Consider the following 23,995-nt stretch of genomic DNA (forward strand, 5'->3'; position numbering starts at 1 on the left):
CAAATGGATATGAATCAGTATTTAGATGTCTTTATTGATGAGAGTAAAGAACATTTACAAACATGTAATGAAAAGCTTCTTCTTTTAGAGAAAGACCCGACTGATCTTCAGCTCGTACATGATATATTCAGGGCTGCCCATACATTAAAAGGAATGAGCGCAACGATGGGCTACACGGATTTAGCACATCTTACCCATCTGCTTGAAAACGTGCTGGATGCAATCCGAAACGGAGACATGGAAGTCACCTCAGACTGGCTGGATATTTTGTTTGAAGCTCTGGATCACCTGGAAGCAATGGTTCAGTCTATTATTGATGGCGGGGATGGTAAAAGAGATATCTCAGAAGTGAGTGCCAAGCTTGATGTGAATGGTGCGCACGCTGAATCCGCTGCCTCCGCGGAACCTGCAGAAGCACAGAGTTCAGCATCTGATTGGGAATATGATGAATTTGAACGCACAGTTATACAAGAAGCGGAGGAGCAAGGCTTCAAACGATATGAAATCAAGATTTCTCTGAACGAAAACTGTATGTTAAAAGCAGTTCGTGTCTATATGGTGTTTGAAAAACTAAATGAAGTCGGAGAAGTAGCCAAAACAATTCCAAGTGCTGAAGTGCTTGAAACAGAAGATTTTGGAACTGATTTTCAAGTTTGTTTCTTAACACATCAATCAGCGGAAGACATTGAACAATTAATCAATGGCGTGTCGGAAATTGAGCATGTTGAAGTCATTCAAGGGGCTCCTTTAACATCAGCTGAAAAGCCTGAAGAATCTAAGCAAGAAGATTCACCAGCAGCAGCTGTACCTGCGAAGCAGGAGAAACAAAAACAGCCTGCTAAAAACGATGAACAGGCGAAGCATTCAGCCGGCGGATCTAAAACAATTCGTGTCAACATTGACAGGCTTGATTCTTTAATGAACTTATTTGAAGAGCTTGTCATTGACCGCGGGCGTCTCGAGCAGATTGCGAAAGAGCTTGAGCACAATGAACTGACTGAAACGGTTGAACGAATGACGAGAATTTCCGGAGATTTGCAATCGATTATTCTGAATATGAGAATGGTCCCGGTTGAAACTGTTTTTAACAGATTCCCGAGAATGATTCGCCAGCTTCAGAAAGAGCTGAATAAAAAAATTGAACTCTCGATCATCGGTGCGGAAACTGAACTGGATCGTACAGTAATTGATGAAATCGGAGATCCACTCGTTCACTTGATCAGAAACAGTATTGACCATGGTATCGAGGCGCCGGAAACACGTTTGCAAAAGGGAAAACCGGAATCAGGAAAAGTTGTGCTTAAAGCTTATCACAGCGGCAACCATGTTTTTATCGAAGTAGAGGATGACGGCGCAGGCCTTAATCGCAAAAAAATTCTGGAAAAAGCGCTTGAGCGCGGGGTCATAACGGAAAAAGAAGCTGAAACCTTAGAAGACAACCAAATTTACGAATTGATTTTTGCTCCGGGGTTCTCAACTGCTGACCAAATTTCTGATATTTCCGGCCGGGGTGTAGGACTTGACGTTGTAAAAAACAAACTGGAGTCTCTTGGCGGCTCAGTCAGTGTGAAATCAGCCGAGGGTCAAGGCTCTCTATTCAGCATCCAGCTGCCGCTAACCTTGTCTATTATTTCAGTTCTGCTGATTAAGTTGGAAGAAGAGACATTTGCCATTCCGATTTCTTCAATCATTGAGACAGCAGTTATTGACAGAAAAGACATTTTGCAAACGCATGACCGTGAAGTGATTGACTTTAGAGGGCATATTGTCCCTGTCGTTTATTTAAAAGAAGAGTTTAAAATAGAAGATACAAGAAAAGATGCGGAACAGCTCCATATCATTGTCGTGAAAAAAGGCGACAAACCTACTGCATTTGTGGTGGACTCCTTTATTGGCCAGCAGGAAGTTGTGCTGAAATCACTCGGAGATTATTTAACAAACGTCTTTGCAATTTCCGGAGCTACTATTTTAGGAGACGGAGAAGTAGCGCTCATTATTGATTGTAATGCACTGATTATTTAACCATTCGAGGAGGTGTCTCACATGACTGCAGAAATTAAAACAGGCGAAAAAATGATAGTCTTTATGGTAAATGGCAAAGAATATGCCATTTCCGTCACTCAGGTGAAATCAATTGAAAAATGGCAAAAGCCAACGAGGGTACCTGGCGTCGAACCATATATTTGCGGGGTAATCAATTTACGCGGGGTGGTGACTCCGGTTATTGATTTAAGAAAACGCCTGAATTTGCCAGAGTATGAAATTACCGATGAAACACGAATTATCATTATTGCTTATCGTGATATTGAAGTCGGCTGGATTGTGGATGAAGCGAACGATGTGATTACCGTACACGAAAGTGAAATAGAATCTGCTCCAGAAGGCGTTCAGAAAGATACGGATGTGTCGATCGAACAGATTGTGAAACAAGAGAACAGACTCTTAAATATTATTGATGCGAACGCGGTTTTGGATAAAGAATCATCTCAGTCCGCTGTGCCCGATCAAGCTTAATCTTAAAGGGGTTATGACATGAGTATTTTTAATGGAATCAAAGAAGAGCAGATGGACATTTTGCGGGAAGTCGGCAATATAGGCGCCGGCCACTCCGCCTCTGCAATGGCCCAGCTGTTAAATAGAAAGATAGATATGGAAGTCCCATTTGCAAAGCTGCTGTCTTTTGATGATCTTGTTGATTTTTTCGGCGGCGCCGATGTCCCGGTTGCCAGCATCTTTTTAAGAATGGAAGGCGATTTAACGGGTTCAATGTTCTTTATAATGCCTTTTTTTCAGGCGGAGCAGTTTATCAGAGAGCTGATTGGAAACCCCGATTTTGACATAGAGGACTTAGGTGAAGACCACATGAGCTCATCCGCTTTGCATGAACTGGGCAATATTTTAGCGGGGTCATATTTAACAGCTTTGGCGGATTTGACGAAACTCCAGCTCTATCCAAGTGTTCCTGAAGTCTCTTTGGACATGTTCGGAGCAGTGATCAGCGAAGGGCTGATGGAGCTCAGTCAGGTTGGAGAACACGCCATTGTTGTCGACACGTCAATTTTTGACCAAAGTCATCAGCAGGAGCTGAAAGCGCATATGTTTATGCTGCCGGACTATGATTCATTTGAAAAGCTCTTTGTCGCCTTAGGTGCATCATTATGAGTACAACTGAGGCTGTTGTTATAAAGGTTGGGATTGCTGACGTGAAGATCGCCCGCTTCCCGGATACCATCCGGACCTCTGGTTTGGGCTCATGTGTGGGGCTGGTGCTTTATGATAAAGAAAAGCAAACGGCGGGTCTTGTTCATGTCATGCTTCCGGATTCGACGTTATCGAAAACTGCCGAGCTCAACCGGGCTAAGTACGCTGACACCGCCGTACAGACTACGATTGATATGCTGATAGAAGCGGGATGCCGGAAATTTGCATTAAAAGCAAAGCTGGCCGGCGGATCAGAGATGTTTAAATTTAAATCGACAAATGATTTGATGAAGATCGGACCGAGAAATGTATTAGCGATAAAAGAACAGCTGTCTTTATTTAATATTCCTATTATTAGTGAAGATACGGGCGGCTCAAGCGGCCGGACGATAGAATTTGAACCGAAGTCCTGCATGCTGCATATTCGAACTGTTAAACAAGGTGAAAAAACGATTTAATTAAGGTATTAGGGGGATAACAATGCAATCCTTGAATTATGAAGATCAGGTGCTTTGGACGCGCTGGAAAGAGTGGAAAGATCCTAAAGCCGGTGACGACTTAATGCGCCGTTACATGCCGCTTGTCACATATCATGTAGGCAGAATTTCTGTCGGACTGCCGAAATCAGTGCATAAAGACGATCTTATGAGCCTTGGTATGCTTGGTTTATATGATGCCCTTGAAAAATTTGACCCCAGCCGGGACTTAAAATTTGATACCTACGCCTCGTTTAGAATTCGCGGCGCAATCATAGACGGGCTTCGTAAAGAAGATTGGCTGCCCAGAACCTCGCGCGAAAAAACAAAAAAGGTTGAAGCAGCAATTGAAAAGCTTGAACAGCGGTATCTTCGCAATGTATCGCCCGCGGAAATTGCAGAGGAACTCGGAATGACGGTACAGGATGTCGTGTCAACAATGAATGAAGGTTTTTTTGCAAATCTGCTGTCAATTGATGAAAAGCTCCATGATCAAGATGACGGGGAAAACATTCAAGTCATGATCAGAGATGACAAAAATGTTCCGCCTGAAGAAAAGATTATGAAGGATGAACTGGTTGCACAGCTTGCGGAAAAAATTCACGAACTCTCTGAAAAAGAACAGCTGGTTGTCAGTTTGTTCTACAAAGAGGAGTTGACACTGACAGAAATCGGACAAGTATTAAATCTTTCTACGTCCCGCATATCTCAGATCCATTCAAAGGCATTATTTAAATTAAAGAATCTGCTGGAAAAAGTGATACAATAATGAATTTCATGGTTAGCGAGTGAAAAACATGTCAACACTATTATGGCTTTTAAGCTTTACGCTCCACGGCGTTCTTCTGTACGCTGTCATTATCCTGTATACGAGGCTCGCTGCAGTGAAAGAAACAGAAAAACAGCAAAAACAGATACTTGAAGAGACGGAAAACACCTTGGCGGCATTTCTGCTTGAATTAAAAGAAGAAAATGAGAAACTGATAGAAAATAAAGCTTCATCTGCAAGTCAATCAGATGAAGAATCCCAAAAGCCAGGCCTTCAGACCTCTGAAACATATCAAGAGCGGGATCCAGTCCAAGAGGCAGAGAATCTTCCTGAACATATTGAAGGTCTGATTACAGAGGTTGACCGTCGGGAAGAGATCGTAAACAGTGAGGTCCAATCATTTGAAGACCAGGTCATAGAATTATATGAACAGGGATATTCGGCAAGTCAAATTGCCCAGAAAATGAAGAGCGGAAAGACAGAAATCGAGCTATTTTTAAAATTTCGCTCCAAAGGTGTAAAGGATTCTTGATTGTCGGATAAAGCTGTGTTATATTATGTCTTGGTGTTAAATACACACGCTTAACGATTTATGCAGAGGGTGCTGCAGGCGGCAGTTCTGCACAAAAATGACCTAAGCGGAGGAAAAAAACCATTATATTAGGAGGAAATAACATGTCAGTCATTTCTATGAAGCAATTGCTTGAAGCTGGTGTTCACTTCGGTCACCAAACACGCCGTTGGAACCCAAAAATGAAGCGTTACATTTTCACGGAGCGTAACGGAATCTACATCATTGACCTTCAAAAAACAGTCAAAAAAGTAGAGGAAGCTTACAACTTCACTAAAAATCTTGCTGCTGAAGGCGGAAAAATCCTTTTCGTCGGAACAAAAAAACAAGCTCAAGATTCTGTTAAAGAAGAAGCTCAACGCTCTGGCATGTACTATGTCAACCAACGCTGGTTGGGCGGTACATTAACAAACTTTGAAACAATCCAAAAACGTATTAAACGTCTTAAAGACATTGAAAAAATGCAAGAAAACGGTACGTTTGATGTACTTCCTAAAAAAGAAGTCGTTCAATTGAAAAAAGAATTAGAGCGTCTTGAAAAATTCCTAGGCGGAATTAAAGATATGAAGGATCTTCCTGATGCATTATTCATCATCGATCCTCGCAAAGAGCGCATCGCTGTTGCGGAAGCTCGCAAATTAAACATCCCTATCATCGGTATCGTAGATACTAACTGTGATCCAGATGAAATCGATGTTGTTATCCCAGCGAACGATGACGCTATCCGCGCTGTTAAACTTCTAACTTCTAAAATGGCAGATGCAATCTTAGAAGCGAAGCAAGGCGAAGAAGAAGCGGAAGTTGCTGAAGAAACTGCACCAGAAACAGAAACAACAACTGCGTAACCTATTCAAAAGGTGATAAGAGGGACTGCCTTTTATCACCTTTTTTCAAGAAAAATGTGTAATATACATACTCTTGTTTAAACATATAAGGAGGAATACAAATGGCAATTACTGCACAGCAAGTAAAAGAACTGCGTGAAAAAACTGGCGCGGGCATGATGGATTGTAAAAAAGCGTTAACTGAAACTGACGGAGATATGGACAAAGCAATTGACCTTTTAAGAGAAAAAGGGATTGCAAAAGCAGCGAAAAAAGCTGACCGTATCGCAGCAGAAGGTTCTACTATTATTAAAACTGACGGCAACAAAGGCGTTATCCTAGAAGTAAACTCTGAAACTGATTTCGTTGCGAAAAACGAAGGCTTCAAAGAGCTTCTTAACACTTTAGCTGACCACCTTCTTGCAAACACGCCAGCAGATGTTGAAGAAGCAATGGGTCAAAAAATGGAAAATGGCTCAACTGTTGAAGAGTACATCACAAGCGCAGTTGCTAAAATCGGTGAGAAAATCACTCTTCGCCGCTTTACAGTTCTTACAAAAGACGACAGCTCTGCATTCGGTGCGTACCTTCACATGGGCGGCCGCATCGGTGTATTAACTGTTCTCAACGGTACAACTGATGAAGAAACTGCGAAAGATATCGCAATGCACGTTGCTGCAGTTAACCCTCGTTACATTTCTCGTGATCAAGTATCTGAAGAAGAAACAAATCATGAGCGTCAAATCTTAACTCAGCAAGCCCTCCAAGAAGGCAAACCTGAAAACATCGTAGCGAAAATGGTTGAAGGCCGTCTGAACAAATTCTTCGAAGAAATTTGTCTATTAGACCAAGCGTTCGTTAAAAACCCAGATGAAAAAGTGAAACAAGTTATTGCAGCGAAAAACGCTACTGTTCAAACTTTTGTCCGCTATGAAGTTGGAGAAGGCATCGAAAAACGTCAAGAAAACTTTGCTGAAGAAGTAATGAACCAAGTGAAAAAATAATGGTGAAAAGATTTCGCGGCTAAGTCGCGTCTTTTCAGGCAGTATAGGGGACACATTTTGTGTTCCCTATTTTTAAAACTATATTTACAAACCTTTTTTTCTCTTGCATAATAGAAAACGGCAATGTTTACACTTGGAGGTTATCATGGAAAAACCAAAATACAAACGTATCGTATTAAAGCTTAGCGGGGAAGCATTGGCAGGAGAACAGGGAAATGGAATTAACCCGACTGTCATTCAATCCATTGCAAAGCAAGTGAAGGAAATCGCTGAGCTTGAAGTCGAAGTGGCTGTTGTAGTAGGCGGCGGCAACTTATGGCGCGGAAAAACAGGAAGTGACCTGGGCATGGACCGCGCGACTGCTGACTATATGGGAATGCTGGCGACAGTAATGAATTCGCTTGCTCTTCAAGACAGCTTGGAAACACTCGGAATCCAGTCCAGAGTGCAAACATCCATTGAAATGAGACAAGTTGCTGAACCGTACATAAGAAGAAAAGCGATACGCCACTTAGAGAAAAAACGTGTCGTTATTTTCGCTGCGGGCACAGGAAACCCATATTTCTCAACTGATACGACAGCTGCACTGCGGGCTGCTGAAATTGAGGCAGACGTTATTTTAATGGCTAAAAATAACGTTGACGGTGTGTATAATGCTGATCCTAGAAAAGATGAATCAGCTGTTAAGTATGAATCACTTTCTTATCTTGACGTTCTTAAAGACGGCCTGGAAGTCATGGATTCAACAGCTTCCTCTTTATGCATGGACAATGACATTCCGCTTATCGTCTTTTCTATTATGGAAGAAGGAAATATCAAACGTGCCGTTATCGGTGAATCAATCGGAACGATCGTGAGGGGGAAATAACGTGTCAAAAGAAGTATTAACTCAAACAAAAGAAAAAATGGAAAAAGCAATTGCTGCTTATCAGCGCGAATTGGCTACTGTACGCGCAGGCCGTGCAAATCCATCATTATTAGATAAAGTAACGGTTGAATATTACGGAGCGCAGACACCTTTAAATCAGTTGTCTTCTATTAACGTGCCTGAAGCTCGTATGCTCGTTATCACACCATACGACAAAACAGCAATCGGCGATATCGAAAAAGCGATTTTAAAAGCTGATTTAGGTCTTACACCAACAAGTGACGGCAATATGATTCGAATTGCAATTCCGGCACTAACAGAAGAGAGACGGAAAGAATTAGTGAAAGTTGTAAAAAAATATGCTGAAGAAGCAAAAGTAGCTGTTCGTAACGTTCGCCGTGATGCTAACGATGATCTCAAAAAACTTGAGAAAAACGGAGACATTACTGAGGATGAACTGCGTGCTTCCACTGAAGACGTTCAAAAACTGACAGATGAATATGTGTCAAAAATTGACAGTGTCACAAAAGACAAAGAAAAAGAAATCATGGAAGTTTAATGAAAAACTATGTACAATAGATAATAGTGAAAAGACCCTCTCATGTTTACAGGGGGTTTTTTTGTTAATACTGTTGATTACATTGATTATCAGCAGGGAATGTAACCTTTTTGGGTGACGGAGGAATCTCATGCTCAACATACTCAAAAATTGGAAGAATCAGCAAACTGCGGCTTCCAACTTAGAACGTTATACAAAAGAAGACATACTTAAGGGAGAAATTCCCGAACACATCGCCATTATCATGGATGGAAATGGCCGTTGGGCTAAAAAACGCTCTCTTCCCAGAATTGCAGGCCACCATGAAGGGATGAAGGTGGTAAAAAGGACCACGAAGCTCGCAAACGAATTAGGTGTCAAAGTACTGACATTGTATGCATTTTCAACAGAAAACTGGAAAAGACCGAAAATGGAAGTCGATTTTTTAATGAAGCTTCCGGAAGAATTTTTGAATACGTATCTTCCAGAGCTTGTTGAGGAAAATGTACAGGTTCGGATCATTGGGGATGAAACGGCTTTGCCGGCGCACACATTACGTGCGATTGAAAAAGCTGTACAGGACACGGCGCAAAACGACGGAATGATCCTTAATTTTGCTCTTAACTATGGAGGCCGTACTGAAATTGTCAGTGCTGCAAAATCACTCGCGGAAAAAGTGAAGGAAGGCTCTTTGAATACTGAAGACATTGATGAATCGCTTTTTTCTACTTATTTGATGACTGAATCTTTGCAGGATCCTGAACTTTTAATTCGAACGAGCGGCGAGATAAGGCTGAGTAATTTTATGCTATGGCAGGTTGCCTACAGTGAATTTGTCTTTACTGACGTCTTGTGGCCTGACTTTAAAGAAGATCACTTCTTGCAGGCGTTAGGAGAGTTTCAGCAGAGAGGCCGGAGGTTTGGCGGAATTTAGAGGATGGTGGACATGAAACAAAGAATTTTGACAGGTGTTCTGGCAGCAATTGTATTTTTATTTTTGGTTATTGTCGGGAAATTGCCGTTCACCATATTAATTTATGCTATGGGCAGTGTGGCGCTTTTTGAACTTTTACGGATGAAAAAGCTGAAGCTGGTTTCACTGCCGGGTTTGATCGGTCTTTTATTATTGTGGATGTTCTTATTGCCAAGCCAGTATTCGTTTTTTGAAGCGGACGGAATTTCCAAAATGGAAATCGCTTTATTTGCGGTACTGCTATTGCTGACTTACACAGTGTTGGTCAAGAACACCTTTACTTTTGATGAAGTCGGGTTTATTACGCTTGCAGCAATTTACATCGGAATGTGTTTTCATTATTTTATCGAAATCAGAAATCTTGACCAATACGGATTAACATACATTTTTTACGCGTGTGTTGTCATTTGGTCCACCGATTCCGGTGCCTATTTTGTCGGTAAATCGCTTGGGAAGCGGAAACTGTGGCCGGAAATCAGTCCGAATAAAACAGTGGAAGGGTTTGCAGGCGGAATTGTCATCGCACTTGTATTGGCGACGATTTTTCAGCTTGTTGCACAACTTCCGATCCCGTATATCTATCTGCTGTTGATCACGCTGTTTTTGTCTGTTTTCGGACAACTTGGAGATTTAGTGGAATCCGCCTTGAAAAGACATTACGATGTAAAGGATTCTGGGAATATTCTTCCCGGGCATGGCGGTATATTAGACCGTTTTGACAGTTTCTTGTTTGTCATGCCTTTCTTGTACTTTCTGCTTGCCCTTTTTTCATAAAAAAGTCTAATATGAATATGAGACTGATCATGCAGCAATAAGAATAGGAGTAGTGGCAACTTTGAAAAATATTTGTCTTTTAGGAGCAACAGGATCAATCGGCGAACAGACTCTTGATGTACTGCGTGCACATCAAGATCAATTTCAGCTGGTATCTATGTCGTTTGGCAGAAATATTGATAAGGCCGTTCCAATGATTGAGGTCTTTCAGCCGAAGTTTGTCTCTGTCGGTGATCTGGATACATATCATAAATTAAAACAAATGTCTTTTTCTTTTGAATGCCAAATCGGGCTGGGAGAAGAAGGGCTGATAGAAGCAGCAGTGATGGAGGAGGTTGACATTGTTGTCAACGCTTTGCTTGGAAGCGTCGGCCTTATCCCGACGTTAAAGGCAATTGAACAGAAAAAAACAATTGCGCTTGCAAATAAGGAAACTCTTGTCACTGCAGGGCATATAGTAAAAGAACATGCTAAGAAATATGATGTTCCGCTGCTGCCTGTTGACAGTGAGCATTCAGCCATTTTTCAAGCTCTTCAAGGCGAACAGGCTAAAAACATTGAACGCCTCATCATTACGGCATCCGGCGGAAGTTTTCGGGACAAGACGCGGGAGGAGCTCGAATCAGTAACAGTTGAAGATGCATTAAAACATCCAAACTGGTCAATGGGTGCAAAAATTACAATTGATTCGGCTACAATGATGAATAAGGGATTAGAGGTGATCGAGGCACACTGGCTTTTCGATATACCTTATGAACAAATTGATGTGGTTTTACATAAGGAGAGCATCATCCATTCAATGGTTGAGTTCCATGATAAAAGTGTGATCGCACAGCTCGGAACTCCGGATATGAGAGTCCCCATTCAATATGCGCTCACTTATCCTGACCGATTGCCATTACCAGATGCGAAAAGGCTTGAATTATGGGAAATCGGTAGCCTTCATTTTGAGAAAGCTGATTTTGACAGGTTCCGATGCTTACAATTTGCTTTTGAATCAGGTAAAATAGGAGGAACAATGCCGACAGTGCTAAATGCGGCAAATGAAGTAGCTGTCGCTGCCTTTTTAGCTGGCAAGATACCGTTTTTGGCTATTGAAGACTGTATCGAAAAGGCACTAACCCGCCATCAATTACTGAAAAAACCGAGCCTGGCGGACATTCAAGAAGTGGACAAAGATACCCGGGGATACGTCAATTCAATACTCACATAAGGTGGTATGTTCGTGAATACAGTTATAGCGTTTATCATTATTTTCGGAACGCTCGTTTTCTTCCATGAACTGGGCCATTTATTGCTAGCCCAAAGAGCGGGAATTCTCTGCCGTGAATTTGCGATCGGCTTCGGTCCAAAGATTTTTTCTTTCAAAAAAAATGAAACAGTTTATACGATCAGGCTGCTTCCGGTCGGCGGATTTGTTCGTATGGCCGGCGAAGATCCGGAAATGATTGAGGTGAAACCCGGATACACGGTCGGGCTTCTGTTTAATAAAGAAGATCAAGTTGAGAAAGTCATCATCAATCAAAAGGAAAAATATCCGGATGCTTTAGTCATTGAAGTGGAAACAGCGGATCTAGAGCATGACATGAAGATCACTGGTTATGAACAGGGGAAAGAGGACGAACTTTCCAGCTTTACTGTCAGCGAAACATCCTTTTTTATTGTAGACGGAGAAGAAGTGCAGATTGCGCCGTATAATCGCCAATTTGGTTCCAAACCTGTATGGCAGCGGATTAAAGCAATTGCTGCAGGGCCGATTATGAACTTTATTTTAGCTTACGTCATTTTAGTGATGCTTGGGCTGATTCAAGGCGTACCGTCAAATGAACCTATGCTCGGGCAGCTGACAGACAATGGACGGGCGGCTGAAGCAGGGCTAAAAGAAGGGGATTATATCCAAAGCATTAACGGAGAGAAAATGAGGTCTTGGACTGACATTGTCTCCGCTGTAAAAGAAAACCCGGAGAAAGAAATGGACGTTGCAGTAAAAAGAGATAACAAAACGCTTCATATTTCGGTGACTCCGGAAGCTGTTAAAGATGAGAACAAAAAAACAATCGGACGTTTCGGTTCCTATGCGCCGACTGAAAAAGGCGTACTCTCAGCGGTTGCTTACGGCGCGACATCAACAGTTGATGTCACCAAAGCCATTTTAACCAATCTGAGCAAATTAGTAACAGGCCAATTTAAACTCGATATGCTGTCAGGTCCTGTCGGCATATATGACATGACAGACCAAGTGGCGAAAACAGGGATCGTGAACTTATTTCAGTTTGCGGCGTTTTTAAGCATTAACCTTGGGATTGTCAACCTGCTTCCGATTCCGGCACTTGACGGAGGAAGACTGTTGTTTCTATTTATTGAAGCGATTCGGGGCAAACCGATTAACAGGGAAAAAGAAGCATTTGTTGTGTTTATCGGAGTAGCTTTCTTAATGCTTCTTATGCTGGTTGTCACATGGAACGATATCCAGCGGCTGTTTTTGTAAACGAAAAGTAAATCAATCAGAGGTGCGAAGAAATGAGACAAAGCTTGACGCTTATTCCTACGCTCCGTGAAGTTCCAGCTGATGCCGAAGCAAAAAGTCATCAGCTTCTTCTGAGAGCAGGATTTATCAGACAGAATACGAGCGGGGTATACAGCTATATGCCTCTTGCGTATAAGGTGATTCAAAACATTCAGCAGATTGTTCGAGAGGAAATGGAGAAAATTGATGCCGTAGAAATGCTCATGCCCGCATTGCAGCAGGCAGAGACATGGCAGGAATCAGGCAGATGGTATACGTATGGTCCCGAACTGATGAGACTAAAAGACCGTCATGGCCGTGAATTTGCTTTAGGGGCAACGCATGAAGAGGTTATCACTTCGCTTGTTCGCGATGAGGTTAAATCTTATAAGCGTCTCCCTCTGACTCTTTATCAAATTCAGTCTAAGTTCAGAGATGAAAAACGTCCTCGCTTCGGTTTGTTAAGAGGCCGCGAATTTATTATGAAGGATGCGTACTCTTTCCATGCATCTGCAGAGAGCCTGGATGAAACGTATCAAAAAATGTACGAGGCCTATTCTAATATTTTTGCCCGCTGCGGCATTAATGTAAGACCTGTTATCGCTGATTCAGGCGCAATGGGAGGAAAGGATACGCACGAATTTATGGCACTTTCTGCGATCGGAGAGGATACGATTGCGTATTCTGATGAATCACAGTACGCGGCTAATATCGAGATGGCTGAAGTTCTTCACCAGGAAGTTCCTTCAGATGAAGAGCCTAAAGCTCTAGAGAAGGTTCATACGCCTAACGTGAAAACAATCGAAGAACTGACTGCGTTCTTACAGGTTTCGGCTGAAGCGTGCATTAAGTCAGTATTGTTTAAAGCTGATGACCGTTTTGTCTTAGTGCTTGTAAGAGGGGATCATGAAGTTAACGATATTAAAGTGAAAAACTTGCTTCATGCAGAAGTTGTAGAGCTTGCTACACATGAAGAGGTCATTCAGCAGCTCGGAACAGAGCCAGGCTTTGTAGGCCCTGTCGGTATTCATCAGGATGTGGAAGTATATGCCGATCAAGCTGTGAAAGCAATTGTTAATGCTGTTGCCGGGGCAAATGAAGGAGATCATCATTATAAAAATGTCAATGTGAATCGTGACGTGCAAATTAAAGAATTTGCTGATCTTCGTTTTATTAAAGAAGGTGATCCTTCACCAGACGGCAAGGGAACGATCCGTTTTGCTGAGGGAATCGAAGTCGGACAAGTCTTTAAGCTCGGAACACGCTATTCAGAAGCGATGAATGCGACATATTTAGATGAAAACGGACGCTCGCAGCCAATGCTGATGGGCTGTTACGGAATCGGTGTGTCAAGAACGCTTTCTGCTATTGCTGAACAGCATCACGACGAAAAAGGATTAATATGGCCAAAAAGCGTTGCCCCGTACGATCTTCATATTCTTGCATTGAACATGAAAAACGATGGGCAAAGAGAGCTTGCTGAAAAGCTGTATGCCGATTTAAAAGCGGAAGGCTATGAAGTGCTCTATGACGACCGTGCTGAGCGTGCCGGTGTAAAATTCGCTGATTCAGATCTAATCGGCCTTCCAATCCGCATCACTGTCGGAAAACGAGCTGACGAAGGAATCGTCGAAGTGAAAATTCGTCAAACTGGTGAGTCAACTGAGATTTCAGTAGACGAATTATCTGCGTTTATCAGCAAGCAGTAATCACCATAACGATTTATCAAAAAACATGTTAAAATAGAAATAATAGAAGGTACCTCATTGCCTGAGGTACCTTCACTTATGATGTTTTTAGGGAGGGATACTGTCTTAATGGAACAGTTATCAGTAAACAGAAGGCAGTTTCAAATTCTTCTGCAGCAGATTAATATGACAGATGATACCTTCATGACCTACTTTGAACATGGCGAGATTAAAAAGCTGACAATTCACAAAGCTTCTAAGTCTTGGCATTTTCATTTTCAATTTAAATCTTTGCTGCCTTTTCAAATATATGACACATTAACAACGAGGCTGACGCAATCGTTTGCCCACATAGCAAAAGTGACATCTTCAATTGAAGTGCAGGATGCCGAGGTCAGTGAAAGTATCGTTCAAGACTACTGGTCACGCTGCATTGAAGAACTGCAGGGCATTTCGCCGCCGATTGTCAGTCTTTTAAACCAGCAAAAACCGAAGCTGAAGGGCAATAAACTGATTGTCAAAACCAAAACGGATACAGAAGCGGCTGCGCTAAAAAACAAATACAGTTCCATGATTCAAGCAGGCTACCGTCAATTTGGCTTTCCGGATCTTCAGCTTGATGCTGAAATATTTGTATCCGAGCAGGAAGTTCAAAAGTTTCGGGAGCAAAAGCTTGCAGAAGACCAAGAGCGGGCTATGCAGGCCTTGATTGAAATGGAGAAGAAAGATAAAGAAAGTGATGAAGACCAAGCACCATCTGGTCCTCTTGTTATCGGTTATCAAATTAAAGATAACGAGGAAATCCGGACACTTGACAGCATCATGGACGAAGAACGGAGAATTACGGTCCAAGGTTATGTGTTTGATGTGGAGACGCGCGAGCTAAAGAGCGGGCGCACGCTGTGTATCTTCAAAATTACAGACTATACAAATAGTATTTTGATCAAAATGTTTGCACGTGAAAAAGAAGATGCGGCACTGATGAAGTCTCTGAAAAAAGGAATGTGGGTAAAAGCACGCGGAAGCATTCAAAATGATACATTTGTCAGAGACCTTGTCATGATCGCAAATGACGTAAACGAAATAAAAGCAAAAACCCGTGAAGATTCAGCACCTGAAGGAGAAAAAAGAGTGGAATTGCATCTTCATTCCCCAATGAGCCAAATGGATGCTGTTACGGGTATCGGAAAGCTTGTCGAACAGGCGAAAAAATGGGGGCATGAGGCCATCGCTTTGACTGATCATGCTGTCGTTCAATCCTTCCCTGATGCGTATTCTGCGGCCAAAAAGCATGGAATTAAAATGATTTACGGGATGGAAGCGAATCTCGTGGATGATGGCGTGCCAATTGCTTATAATGCCGCACATCGTCTGCTCGAAGAAGAAACATATGTTGTTTTTGACGTTGAGACGACAGGATTGTCTGCTGTATACGATACCATTATTGAGCTGGCTGCAGTAAAAGTAAAAGGCGGAGAAATTATTGATAAATTTGAGGCGTTTGCGAACCCGCATCGTCCGCTTTCCGCCACAATCATAGAGCTGACAGGGATCACTGATGATATGCTACAAGACGCTCCGGATGTCGTAGATGTAATAAGAGATTTCAGAGAATGGATTGGCGATGATATCCTTGTCGCTCATAATGCAAGCTTTGATATGGGATTCTTAAATGTAGCCTATAAAAAGCTTCTTGAAGTCGATAAAGCTAAAAACCCAGTCATTGACACGCTAGAACTAGGACGTTTTCTCTATCCGGAATTTAAGAACCACCGGTTGAACACACTTTGTAAAAAGTTTGATATCGAACTCACACAGCATCACCGTGCGATCTATGATACTGAGGCAACCGCTTATTTGCTTCTGAAAATGCTGAAAGACGCAGCTGAAAAAGGCATTCAGTACCATGATGAGTTGAATGAAAATATGGGTCAGTCCAATGCTTATCAAAGATCAAGACCGTATCATGCAACATTACTTGCCGTGAACAGCACGGGACTTAAAAATTTATTTAAGCTTGTGTCACTTTCTCATATTCATTATTTTTACAGAGTGCCGCGTATTCCGAGATCTCAGCTTGAGAAATACAGGGAAGGGCTGCTGATCGGTTCTGCCTGTGACAGGGGAGAGGTTTTTGAGGGAATGATGCAAAAATCGCCTGAAGAGGTGGAAGATATCGCGTCATTCTATGATTACCTTGAGGTTCAGCCGCCTGAAGTGTATCGTCACTTGCTGGAGCTTGAACTGGTCCGGGATGAAAAAGCGCTGAAAGAAATTATTGCGAATATCACGAAGCTGGGGGAAAAGCTTAATAAACCGGTTGTTGCTACGGGAAATGTTCATTACTTGAATGATGAGGATAAAATCTACAGAAAGATTTTAATATCCTCACAAGGCGGGGCAAATCCGCTGAATAGGCATGAACTGCCGAAAGTGCATTTCAGAACGACAGACGAAATGCTTGAAGCTTTTTCTTTCTTAGGTGAAGAAAAAGCGAAGGAGATCGTAGTCACCAATACCCAAAAGGTTGCTTCTTTAGTTGATGACATCAAGCCGATTAAAGATGATTTATATACGCCGAAAATCGAAGGCGCCGATGAAGAGATCAGAGAAATGAGCTATCAGCGTGCAAGAAGCATTTACGGGGAAGAGCTGCCTGAAATTGTCGAAGCGCGGATTGAAAAAGAGTTAAAGAGTATTATTGGCCACGGATTTGCTGTTATTTACTTGATCTCTCACAAACTTGTAAAACGTTCACTAGATGACGGGTATCTCGTTGGTTCCCGTGGTTCCGTAGGATCTTCATTAGTTGCGACACTTACTGAGATTACTGAGGTAAACCCGCTGCCGCCGCACTATGTTTGTCCTGAGTGCCAGCATTCTGAGTTCTTTAATGACGGTTCTGTCGGTTCCGGTTTTGACCTGCCTGACAAGACATGCCCTCATTGCGGAGCGCCTTTGAAAAAAGACGGTCATGATATACCATTTGAAACGTTCTTAGGATTTAAAGGGGACAAAGTACCTGATATCGATTTGAACTTCTCAGGGGAATATCAGCCGCAAGCACACAATTACACAAAAGTATTGTTCGGGGAAGACAATGTATATCGTGCGGGAACAATAGGCACGGTGGCAGAAAAAACAGCCTACGGTTATGTAAAAGGCTATGCCGGAGACAACAATCTTCATATGCGCGGTGCCGAAATAGATCGGCTCGTACAGGGATGCACAGGTGTAAAACGTACAACTGGACAACACCCTGGCGGTATTATCGTAGTTCCGGATTATATGGATATTTATGATTTTTCACCGATCCAGTTCCCGGCAGATGCCACAGGTTCAGAGTGGAAAACGACTCATTTTGATTTCCACTCCATCCATGACAACCTGTTAAAACTTGATATTCTCGGACACGATGACCCGACTGTTATTCGGATGCTTCAAGACTTAAGCGGAATAGATCCGAAAACAATTCCGACGGATGATCCTGAAGTGATGAAGATCTTCCAGGGAACCGAATCACTCGGTGTGACTGAAGAACAGATTGGCTGTAAAACGGGCACTCTTGGAATTCCTGAATTCGGAACCCGATTTGTCCGGCAGATGCTTGAAGATACAAAGCCGACCACTTTTTCTGAGCTCGTTCAGATTTCAGGCTTGTCTCACGGAACTGATGTATGGCTTGGCAATGCACAGGAGCTCATCCACAATAATATTTGTGAGCTGAGTGAGGTTATCGGCTGCCGTGATGACATTATGGTTTATTTAATCTATCAAGGCCTTGAGCCGTCCCTTGCCTTTAAAATCATGGAATTCGTGCGTAAAGGAAAAGGATTAACGCCTGAATGGGAAGAAGAAATGAAAAATAACAATGTCCCAGACTGGTATATTGATTCCTGTAAAAAGATTAAATACATGTTCCCGAAAGCCCACGCCGCGGCATATGTCTTAATGGCAGTCCGCATTGCTTACTTTAAAGTGCATCATGCTCTTTTGTATTATGCGGCTTATTTTACCGTTCGTGCAGATGACTTTGATATCGATACAATGATCAAGGGCTCTACAGCAATCAGAGCGGTAATGGAGGATATAAACGCTAAAGGACTCGATGCTTCACCGAAGGAAAAGAACCTTCTGACTGTTTTAGAATTAGCGCTTGAGATGTGTGAGAGAGGCTATTCATTCCAAAAAGTAGATTTATATCGCTCTAGCGCTACAGAGTTTATTATTGACGGCAACAGTCTTATTCCGCCGTTTAACTCTATTCCAGGGTTAGGGACGAACGCTGCTTTGAACATTGTAAAAGCTCGCGAAGAAGGCGAATTCCTCTCAAAAGAAGATTTGCAAAAGAGAGGGAAAGTATCAAAAACGATTTTAGAGTACTTAGATCGCCACGGCTGTCTGGAATCACTGCCTGATCAAAACCAATTGTCACTGTTCTAATATGGAAAGCAGAATTTCTCAGAAATTCTGCTTCTATGCATACATAAGCGCAAAAAGTGCCATCGTAATATTAGAGTTTCTGTCACTTGCTTAGGTAAGAAGGTAAGCGTATATCCATTTGCAATAAAAATATGGTTATGGTATAGTTTTATTGGAAATGCTAACGATTACCGAGGCAAAGAGTGGGGAAACCCGCTCTTTTGTATTGAACAGGAGAATTTTGTCTCGACATGTTCATCGTTTACTTTTTAGCCCCTGCTCTTTTGAAGCAGGGTTTTTATGCAGAGTGACGAGACGAATATGAGATCGACAGCACAAGGAGGAAGAACATGAGCAAAAAAGTGACTGACACCGTTCAAGAAATGGCTCAGCCAATCGTAGACAGCCTTCAGCTGGAACTCGTTGACATTGAATTTGTCAAAGAGGGCCAAAGCTGGTTCCTTCGCGTGTTTATTGATTCCGATGACGGTGTGGATATTGAGGAATGTGCCAAAGTAAGCGAAGCTTTAAGCGAAAAGCTTGATGAGGCAGACCCAATCAGCCAAAATTACTTTCTTGAAGTCTCATCTCCAGGAGCTGAGCGTCCGCTAAAGAAAAAAGCCGATTTCGAAAAATCACTAGGAAAAAACGTATACATTAAGACGTATGAGCCTATTGACGGCGTAAAAGTGTTTGAAGGTGAACTGGCTGAATTTGATGGACAAACAGTGACAGTTGAGATCACGATCAAAACAAGAAAGAAACGGATCAATATTCCGTATGAAAAGATAGCTAATGCAAGATTAGCTGTTACATTCTAATGAATACAAATGTTTTAAGGGGGGAGACCGTTAAATGAGCAGTGAATTATTAGATGCTCTCACGATTCTTGAAAAAGAAAAAGGCATCAGTAAAGAAATTATCATCGAAGCAATCGAAGCTGCGTTAATTTCTGCTTATAAGCGGAATTTTAATCAAGCGCAAAATGTACGGGTGGATCTAAACCGTGAAACTGGCTCCATCCGTGTATTTGCAAGAAAAGATGTCGTTGACGAAGTATACGACCAGAGATTAGAGATCTCAATTGAAGAGGCACAGGGTATCCATCCGGAATATATGGTCGGCGATGTCGTCGAAATCGAAGTTACACCTAAGGATTTCGGGCGCATAGCTGCTCAAACAGCGAAGCAGGTCGTCACACAGCGTGTGCGCGAAGCTGAGCGCGGCGTGATCTATTCTGAATTTATCGACCGTGAAGAAGACATCATGACAGGGATCGTCCAGCGTCTGGACAATAAATTTATCTACGTGTCTTTAGGCAAAATAGAAGCCTTGCTGCCGGTTAATGAGCAAATGCCGAATGAAAGCTACAAGCCCCATGACCGCATTAAGGTATATATCACAAAAGTAGAAAAAACAACGAAGGGCCCGCAGATTTATGTGTCAAGAACACATCCAGGCCTGTTAAAGCGTTTGTTTGAAATTGAAGTGCCTGAAATTTATGATGGAACTGTCGAGCTAAAATCTGTTGCCAGAGAAGCCGGCGACCGTTCAAAAATTTCTGTTCGCACAGATGATCCTGACGTTGATCCTGTCGGTTCATGCGTAGGGCCTAAAGGCCAGCGTGTGCAAGCAATCGTCAATGAATTAAAAGGTGAAAAAATTGACATTGTCAACTGGTCCAGTGATCCTGTAGAATTTGTCGCGAATGCGCTCAGCCCTTCCAAAGTGCTTGATGTCATTGTTAATGAAGAAGAAAAAGCGACAACTGTTATTGTTCCTGATTACCAGCTGTCTCTGGCAATTGGCAAAAGAGGACAAAACGCACGCTTAGCTGCTAAACTGACAGGCTGGAAGATTGATATTAAGAGCGAAACGGACGCAAGAGAACTTGGAATCTATCCGAGAGAACTTGAAGAAGATGATGAGCCGCTCTTTACGGAGCCTGAAACTGCTGAATCGGATGAATAAGAGGTGACTTTAGGTGAATAAACACAAAAAGATCCCATTACGCAAATGTGTAGTGACTGGTGAAATGAAGCCTAAAAAGGAACTGATCCGAGTTGTACGGTCAAAAGAAGGCGAAATCTCAGTGGACCCGACCGGAAAAAAGAATGGGCGGGGTGCTTATTTAACGCTGGATAAAGAGTGCATCTTAGCAGCAAAAAAGAAAAACACTTTGCAAAATCAATTTCAATCACAAATCGATGACCAGATTTTCGATGAATTGCTGGAACTGGCGGAAAAGGTGAAAAAATAAAATGTCTGGAATGGAATGGTTTCCCTTGCTGGGTCTGGCCAATCGAGCTCGTAAGGTCGTGTCAGGCGAAGCCTTGGTAATAAAAGAAATCAGGAATGCGCGTGCAAAGCTTGTCCTGCTTACAGAGGATGCATCATCTAACACAGCAAAAAAAGTAACTGACAAGTGCAATTATTATAAAGTCCCTTATAAAAAAGTCGAGAGTCGCGCGGTTCTTGGACGCTCTATCGGTAAAGAAGCCCGTGTCGTTGTCGCCGTCACTGACCAAGGTTTTGCGAATAAGCTGATCAGCTTGCTCGATTAATATTTTTGGGGGTGAACGAATGGCTAAAATGAGAGTATACGAATATGCAAAAGCGTTAAATGTTTCAAGTAAGGAAATTTTGACCGCACTGAAGAACATGGATTTAGAAGTGAATAATCACATGGCCATGCTTGAAGAAAAGGCCATTAAAAAGCTAGATGCCAAATATAAAAAAGGCGGCGCAGCTGCTAAATCTCAAAAGCCAGCAGAAACGAACAAAAACAAACAGCCACAAGGGGTTAATCAGCAATCAGCTGGAAATCAACCAAATAAAATTCGAGACGGAAAGAAGAATGACGTGCAGAATAATCAATTTAACAAAAACAAGAAGAATAACAACAACAAAAAAAATAAACGCAACAACAACAATAATAAAAACCAACATCAGCAAAAGCCTGTAAAGCCGAAAAAAGAGCTTCCTGAGAAAATTACATTCTCTGGCACTTTAACAGTTGGCGCACTTGCTGAAGAGCTTGGCAAAGAGCCTTCAGAAATCATTAAAAAGCTGATGCTTCTTGGCGTAATGGCAACTATTAACCAAGAGCTTGATAAAGACACAATCGAACTCATTGCATCAGAATATGGTGTTGAAACAGAAGAGGTCATTGTGCTTGAAGAAACAGAGCTGGAAAAATACGAAGAGCCTGATAATGAAGAGGATCTTGAAATTCGTCCTCCTGTCGTGACAATCATGGGCCACGTTGACCATGGGAAAACAACGCTTCTTGACAGCATCCGTAAAACAAAGGTTGTTGAAGGAGAAGCAGGCGGAATCACTCAGCATATCGGCGCTTATCAAATTGAAGAGAACGGCAAGAAAATCACGTTTTTGGATACACCGGGCCACGCCGCATTTACAACAATGCGTGCACGCGGTGCAGAAGTAACTGATATTACGATTCTTGTCGTAGCTGCCGATGACGGTGTCATGCCGCAAACAGTTGAAGCGATTAACCATGCAAAAGCAGCAGAGGTTCCAATCATCGTTGCTGTGAATAAAATAGATAAAGAATCCGCAAACCCTGACCGTGTGATGCAAGAACTGACGGAATACGGACTTGTCCCTGAAGCTTGGGGCGGAGAAACCATTTTTGTGCCGCTTTCCGCTTTAACTGGAAAAGGCATTGATGAGCTCGTTGAAATGATTTTGCTTGTCAGTGAGGTAGAGGAACTGAAAGCGAATCCGAACCGTCAGGCAAAAGGAACGGTTATTGAAGCTGAACTCGATAAAGGCAGAGGGTCAGTTGCGACATTGCTCGTACAGACTGGAACACTGCATGTCGGTGATCCGATCGTAGTCGGCAATACATTTGGCCGTGTCCGTGCAATGGTTAACGACATTGGCCGCCGTGTGAAAACTGCCGGCCCGTCAACTCCGGTTGAAATTACCGGTTTGAATGATGTCCCTCAAGCGGGAGACCAATTCCTTGTCTTTAAGGATGAAAAAACAGCTCGTTCTGTCGGTGAAGCCCGTGCTTCGAAACAGCTTGAAGAGCAGCGCAGCGATAAAGCGAAGCTCAGTCTTGATGATTTATTCGAGCAAATTAAGCAAGGTGATGTAAAAGACATCAACCTCATCGTAAAAGCTGACGTTCAAGGATCTGCTGAAGCTTTAACGGCTGCACTTCAAAAAATTGAAGTAGAAGGCGTTAAAGTGAAAATCATCCATACAGGCGTTGGTGCGATTACTGAATCAGACATTATCTTGGCATCTGCTTCCAATGCAATTGTTATCGGGTTTAATGTGAGACCGGACGGAAATGCTAAGAGTACGGCTGAAGCTGAAAATGTAGATATTCGACTTCACCGTATCATTTACAAAGTAATCGACGAGATTGAAGCTGCCATGAAAGGTATGCTTGATCCTGAATATGAAGAAAAAGTAATTGGTCAAGTAGAAGTACGCCAAACATTCAAAGTATCTAAAATCGGTACAATTGCCGGCGGATATGTTACTGAAGGAACCATTACGCGCGACAGCGGCCTCCGTTTAATTCGTGACGGCGTCGTCATCTTTGAAGGCGAAGTAGATGTTCTGAAACGCTTTAAAGACGATGTGAAAGAAGTTTCACAAGGCTATGAATGTGGTATTACAATTAAGAAATACAATGACATTCGTGAAGGTGACATCCTTGAAGCGTTTGTCATGCAAGAAATTGAAAGAACGTGATCGGATTTGCGGAGTGTGAATGCATCATTTATGATGCAGGATCGCTAAAAGAAAAGCGTGCCGTTCTGAAGCGGGTTTTAACCAGGGTTCAAAACAAGTTCAATGTTTCGATTTCGGAGATTGGCTATCAGGACACCTGGCAAAGAACCAGCTTCGGAATCGCCGCTGTTTCTTCCTCTCGCGTTCAAACAGAAAAAGAACTGCAACGCGTCCTAGCGTTTATCGATTCTTTTCCTGAAATTGAACGGACGATCACTAGGACAGAGTGGTTTTAACTTAGAGGTGATTGAATTGAGTATGAGAGCAAACCGTGTCGGCGAGCAAATGAAAAAAGAACTCGGTGATATTATCAGCCGCAAGCTGAAAGACCCGAGAATTGGTTTTCTGACAGTAACGGATGTACGTGTATCAGGTGATTTGCAAATTGCAAAGGTGTATATCTCGGTTCTCGGTGACGAGAAAAAACGGGAAGAAGCGCTGAAAGGGCTGGCAAAAGCGAAAGGATTTATCCGATCCGAAATCGGCAGCCGCATCAGACTTCGAAAAACGCCTGAAATTGAATTTGAGTTCGATGAATCAATCGATTACGGGAATCGGATCGAAACACTGATTCACGAATTACATTCAGAGAAACCATCTGAATAAAA

Annotated in this window: 23 protein-coding genes; all 23 read left to right on the forward strand. The window is 42.5% G+C overall.

Annotation, left to right across the window (positions count from 1 at the left end; all coding sequences use genetic code 11):
- Window positions 1–3: 3 nt before the first annotated feature.
- The 23 genes from cheA (at window position 4) to rbfA (ending at window position 23,993) form a co-directional block, all read left to right on the forward strand.
- On the forward strand, window positions 4–2,022 hold the full coding sequence (gene cheA / locus NYE53_RS08885) for a chemotaxis protein CheA (protein WP_014476817.1): 2,019 nt from the start codon (window positions 4–6) through the stop codon (window positions 2,020–2,022).
- A 21-nt stretch (window positions 2,023–2,043) separates the two neighbouring features.
- Complete coding sequence (cheW, locus tag NYE53_RS08890; protein WP_003231938.1) at window positions 2,044–2,514, forward strand: chemotaxis protein CheW; 471 nt, start codon at window positions 2,044–2,046, stop codon at window positions 2,512–2,514.
- Window positions 2,515–2,532: 18 nt separating this feature from the next.
- Window positions 2,533–3,162, forward strand: a complete 630-nt coding sequence (cheC, locus tag NYE53_RS08895) for a CheY-P phosphatase CheC (protein ID WP_339248249.1) — start codon at window positions 2,533–2,535, stop codon at window positions 3,160–3,162.
- Window positions 3,159–3,659, forward strand: a complete 501-nt coding sequence (gene cheD / locus NYE53_RS08900; RefSeq protein ID WP_003244852.1) for a chemoreceptor glutamine deamidase CheD — start codon at window positions 3,159–3,161, stop codon at window positions 3,657–3,659. Before cheC ends, cheD begins: the two co-directional genes overlap by 4 nt.
- A gap of 22 nt (window positions 3,660–3,681) precedes the next feature.
- Window positions 3,682–4,446 carry an RNA polymerase sigma-28 factor SigD gene (gene sigD / locus NYE53_RS08905; RefSeq protein ID WP_032725704.1) on the forward strand — a complete coding sequence of 255 codons (765 nt, stop codon included), beginning with the start codon at window positions 3,682–3,684 and terminating at the stop codon, window positions 4,444–4,446.
- A 28-nt stretch (window positions 4,447–4,474) separates the two neighbouring features.
- Window positions 4,475–4,978 carry a swarming motility protein SwrB gene (gene swrB, locus NYE53_RS08910; protein WP_038828246.1) on the forward strand — a complete coding sequence of 168 codons (504 nt, stop codon included), beginning with the start codon at window positions 4,475–4,477 and terminating at the stop codon, window positions 4,976–4,978.
- Window positions 4,979–5,121: 143 nt separating this feature from the next.
- On the forward strand, window positions 5,122–5,862 hold the full coding sequence (gene rpsB, locus NYE53_RS08915) for a 30S ribosomal protein S2 (protein ID WP_003220918.1): 741 nt from the start codon (window positions 5,122–5,124) through the stop codon (window positions 5,860–5,862).
- A gap of 101 nt (window positions 5,863–5,963) precedes the next feature.
- Window positions 5,964–6,845 (forward strand): translation elongation factor Ts, encoded by an 882-nt coding sequence (gene tsf / locus NYE53_RS08920; protein WP_163117327.1) that lies wholly within the window; start codon window positions 5,964–5,966, stop codon window positions 6,843–6,845.
- 145 nt (window positions 6,846–6,990) lie between these two features.
- Entirely contained in the window at window positions 6,991–7,713 is a 723-nt protein-coding gene (gene pyrH / locus NYE53_RS08925) for a UMP kinase (RefSeq protein ID WP_003220923.1), read from the forward strand.
- Window position 7,714: 1 nt separating this feature from the next.
- Window positions 7,715–8,272 carry a ribosome recycling factor gene (gene frr, locus NYE53_RS08930; protein ID WP_003231927.1) on the forward strand — a complete coding sequence of 186 codons (558 nt, stop codon included), beginning with the start codon at window positions 7,715–7,717 and terminating at the stop codon, window positions 8,270–8,272.
- 130 nt (window positions 8,273–8,402) lie between these two features.
- On the forward strand, window positions 8,403–9,185 hold the full coding sequence (locus NYE53_RS08935; RefSeq protein ID WP_339248254.1) for an isoprenyl transferase: 783 nt from the start codon (window positions 8,403–8,405) through the stop codon (window positions 9,183–9,185).
- A gap of 3 nt (window positions 9,186–9,188) precedes the next feature.
- Entirely contained in the window at window positions 9,189–9,998 is an 810-nt protein-coding gene (gene cdsA, locus NYE53_RS08940) for a phosphatidate cytidylyltransferase (protein WP_003231924.1), read from the forward strand.
- 61 nt (window positions 9,999–10,059) lie between these two features.
- Window positions 10,060–11,211 (forward strand): 1-deoxy-D-xylulose-5-phosphate reductoisomerase, encoded by a 1,152-nt coding sequence (gene dxr / locus NYE53_RS08945; protein ID WP_003245155.1) that lies wholly within the window; start codon window positions 10,060–10,062, stop codon window positions 11,209–11,211.
- 6 nt (window positions 11,212–11,217) lie between these two features.
- Window positions 11,218–12,486, forward strand: coding sequence for an RIP metalloprotease RseP (gene rseP / locus NYE53_RS08950; protein ID WP_010886508.1), 1,269 nt, complete (start codon window positions 11,218–11,220; stop codon window positions 12,484–12,486).
- Window positions 12,487–12,518: 32 nt separating this feature from the next.
- Window positions 12,519–14,213 (forward strand): proline--tRNA ligase, encoded by a 1,695-nt coding sequence (proS, locus tag NYE53_RS08955; protein ID WP_339248257.1) that lies wholly within the window; start codon window positions 12,519–12,521, stop codon window positions 14,211–14,213.
- A 108-nt stretch (window positions 14,214–14,321) separates the two neighbouring features.
- Window positions 14,322–18,635, forward strand: a complete 4,314-nt coding sequence (locus NYE53_RS08960; protein ID WP_339248260.1) for a PolC-type DNA polymerase III — start codon at window positions 14,322–14,324, stop codon at window positions 18,633–18,635.
- A 329-nt stretch (window positions 18,636–18,964) separates the two neighbouring features.
- Complete coding sequence (gene rimP / locus NYE53_RS08965; RefSeq protein WP_003231915.1) at window positions 18,965–19,435, forward strand: ribosome maturation factor RimP; 471 nt, start codon at window positions 18,965–18,967, stop codon at window positions 19,433–19,435.
- A gap of 34 nt (window positions 19,436–19,469) precedes the next feature.
- Window positions 19,470–20,585, forward strand: a complete 1,116-nt coding sequence (gene nusA / locus NYE53_RS08970; RefSeq protein WP_003231912.1) for a transcription termination factor NusA — start codon at window positions 19,470–19,472, stop codon at window positions 20,583–20,585.
- Window positions 20,586–20,598: 13 nt separating this feature from the next.
- Window positions 20,599–20,874 (forward strand): glucose-induced regulator RulR, encoded by a 276-nt coding sequence (rulR, locus tag NYE53_RS08975; protein WP_009967250.1) that lies wholly within the window; start codon window positions 20,599–20,601, stop codon window positions 20,872–20,874.
- A 1-nt stretch (window position 20,875) separates the two neighbouring features.
- Complete coding sequence (locus NYE53_RS08980) at window positions 20,876–21,178, forward strand: YlxQ family RNA-binding protein (RefSeq protein WP_339248263.1); 303 nt, start codon at window positions 20,876–20,878, stop codon at window positions 21,176–21,178.
- A 19-nt stretch (window positions 21,179–21,197) separates the two neighbouring features.
- The gene (infB, locus tag NYE53_RS08985) at window positions 21,198–23,348 is read left to right on the forward strand and encodes a translation initiation factor IF-2 (RefSeq protein WP_014479801.1); all 2,151 of its coding nucleotides are present in this window, start codon (window positions 21,198–21,200) and stop codon (window positions 23,346–23,348) included.
- On the forward strand, window positions 23,345–23,623 hold the full coding sequence (locus NYE53_RS08990; RefSeq protein ID WP_003231905.1) for a DUF503 domain-containing protein: 279 nt from the start codon (window positions 23,345–23,347) through the stop codon (window positions 23,621–23,623). The genes infB and NYE53_RS08990 overlap by 4 nt, the downstream gene beginning before the upstream one ends.
- 16 nt (window positions 23,624–23,639) lie before the next feature.
- Window positions 23,640–23,993 carry a 30S ribosome-binding factor RbfA gene (gene rbfA, locus NYE53_RS08995; protein WP_009967251.1) on the forward strand — a complete coding sequence of 118 codons (354 nt, stop codon included), beginning with the start codon at window positions 23,640–23,642 and terminating at the stop codon, window positions 23,991–23,993.
- Window positions 23,994–23,995: the final 2 nt, after the last annotated feature.

Source organism: Bacillus sp. FSL R5-0523, assembly GCF_037975295.1.
Lineage (GTDB): Bacteria > Bacillota > Bacilli > Bacillales > Bacillaceae > Bacillus > Bacillus subtilis.

Bases quoted from the DNA above. Each gene is read 5' to 3' on its own strand.
- cheA (WP_014476817.1), top strand. From the start codon at position 4: ATGGATATGAATCAGTATTTAGATGTCTTTATTGATGAGAGTAAAGAA.
- cheW (WP_003231938.1), top strand. From the start codon at position 2,044: ATGACTGCAGAAATTAAAACAGGCGAAAAAATGATAGTCTTTATGGTA.
- cheC (WP_339248249.1), top strand. From the start codon at position 2,533: ATGAGTATTTTTAATGGAATCAAAGAAGAGCAGATGGACATTTTGCGG.
- cheD (WP_003244852.1), top strand. From the start codon at position 3,159: ATGAGTACAACTGAGGCTGTTGTTATAAAGGTTGGGATTGCTGACGTG.
- sigD (WP_032725704.1), top strand. From the start codon at position 3,682: ATGCAATCCTTGAATTATGAAGATCAGGTGCTTTGGACGCGCTGGAAA.
- swrB (WP_038828246.1), top strand. From the start codon at position 4,475: ATGTCAACACTATTATGGCTTTTAAGCTTTACGCTCCACGGCGTTCTT.
- rpsB (WP_003220918.1), top strand. From the start codon at position 5,122: ATGTCAGTCATTTCTATGAAGCAATTGCTTGAAGCTGGTGTTCACTTC.
- tsf (WP_163117327.1), top strand. From the start codon at position 5,964: ATGGCAATTACTGCACAGCAAGTAAAAGAACTGCGTGAAAAAACTGGC.
- pyrH (WP_003220923.1), top strand. From the start codon at position 6,991: ATGGAAAAACCAAAATACAAACGTATCGTATTAAAGCTTAGCGGGGAA.
- NYE53_RS08935 (WP_339248254.1), top strand. From the start codon at position 8,403: ATGCTCAACATACTCAAAAATTGGAAGAATCAGCAAACTGCGGCTTCC.
- cdsA (WP_003231924.1), top strand. From the start codon at position 9,189: ATGGTGGACATGAAACAAAGAATTTTGACAGGTGTTCTGGCAGCAATT.
- rseP (WP_010886508.1), top strand. From the start codon at position 11,218: ATGTTCGTGAATACAGTTATAGCGTTTATCATTATTTTCGGAACGCTC.
- proS (WP_339248257.1), top strand. From the start codon at position 12,519: ATGAGACAAAGCTTGACGCTTATTCCTACGCTCCGTGAAGTTCCAGCT.
- NYE53_RS08960 (WP_339248260.1), top strand. From the start codon at position 14,322: ATGGAACAGTTATCAGTAAACAGAAGGCAGTTTCAAATTCTTCTGCAG.
- rimP (WP_003231915.1), top strand. From the start codon at position 18,965: ATGAGCAAAAAAGTGACTGACACCGTTCAAGAAATGGCTCAGCCAATC.
- nusA (WP_003231912.1), top strand. From the start codon at position 19,470: ATGAGCAGTGAATTATTAGATGCTCTCACGATTCTTGAAAAAGAAAAA.
- NYE53_RS08980 (WP_339248263.1), top strand. From the start codon at position 20,876: ATGTCTGGAATGGAATGGTTTCCCTTGCTGGGTCTGGCCAATCGAGCT.
- infB (WP_014479801.1), top strand. From the start codon at position 21,198: ATGGCTAAAATGAGAGTATACGAATATGCAAAAGCGTTAAATGTTTCA.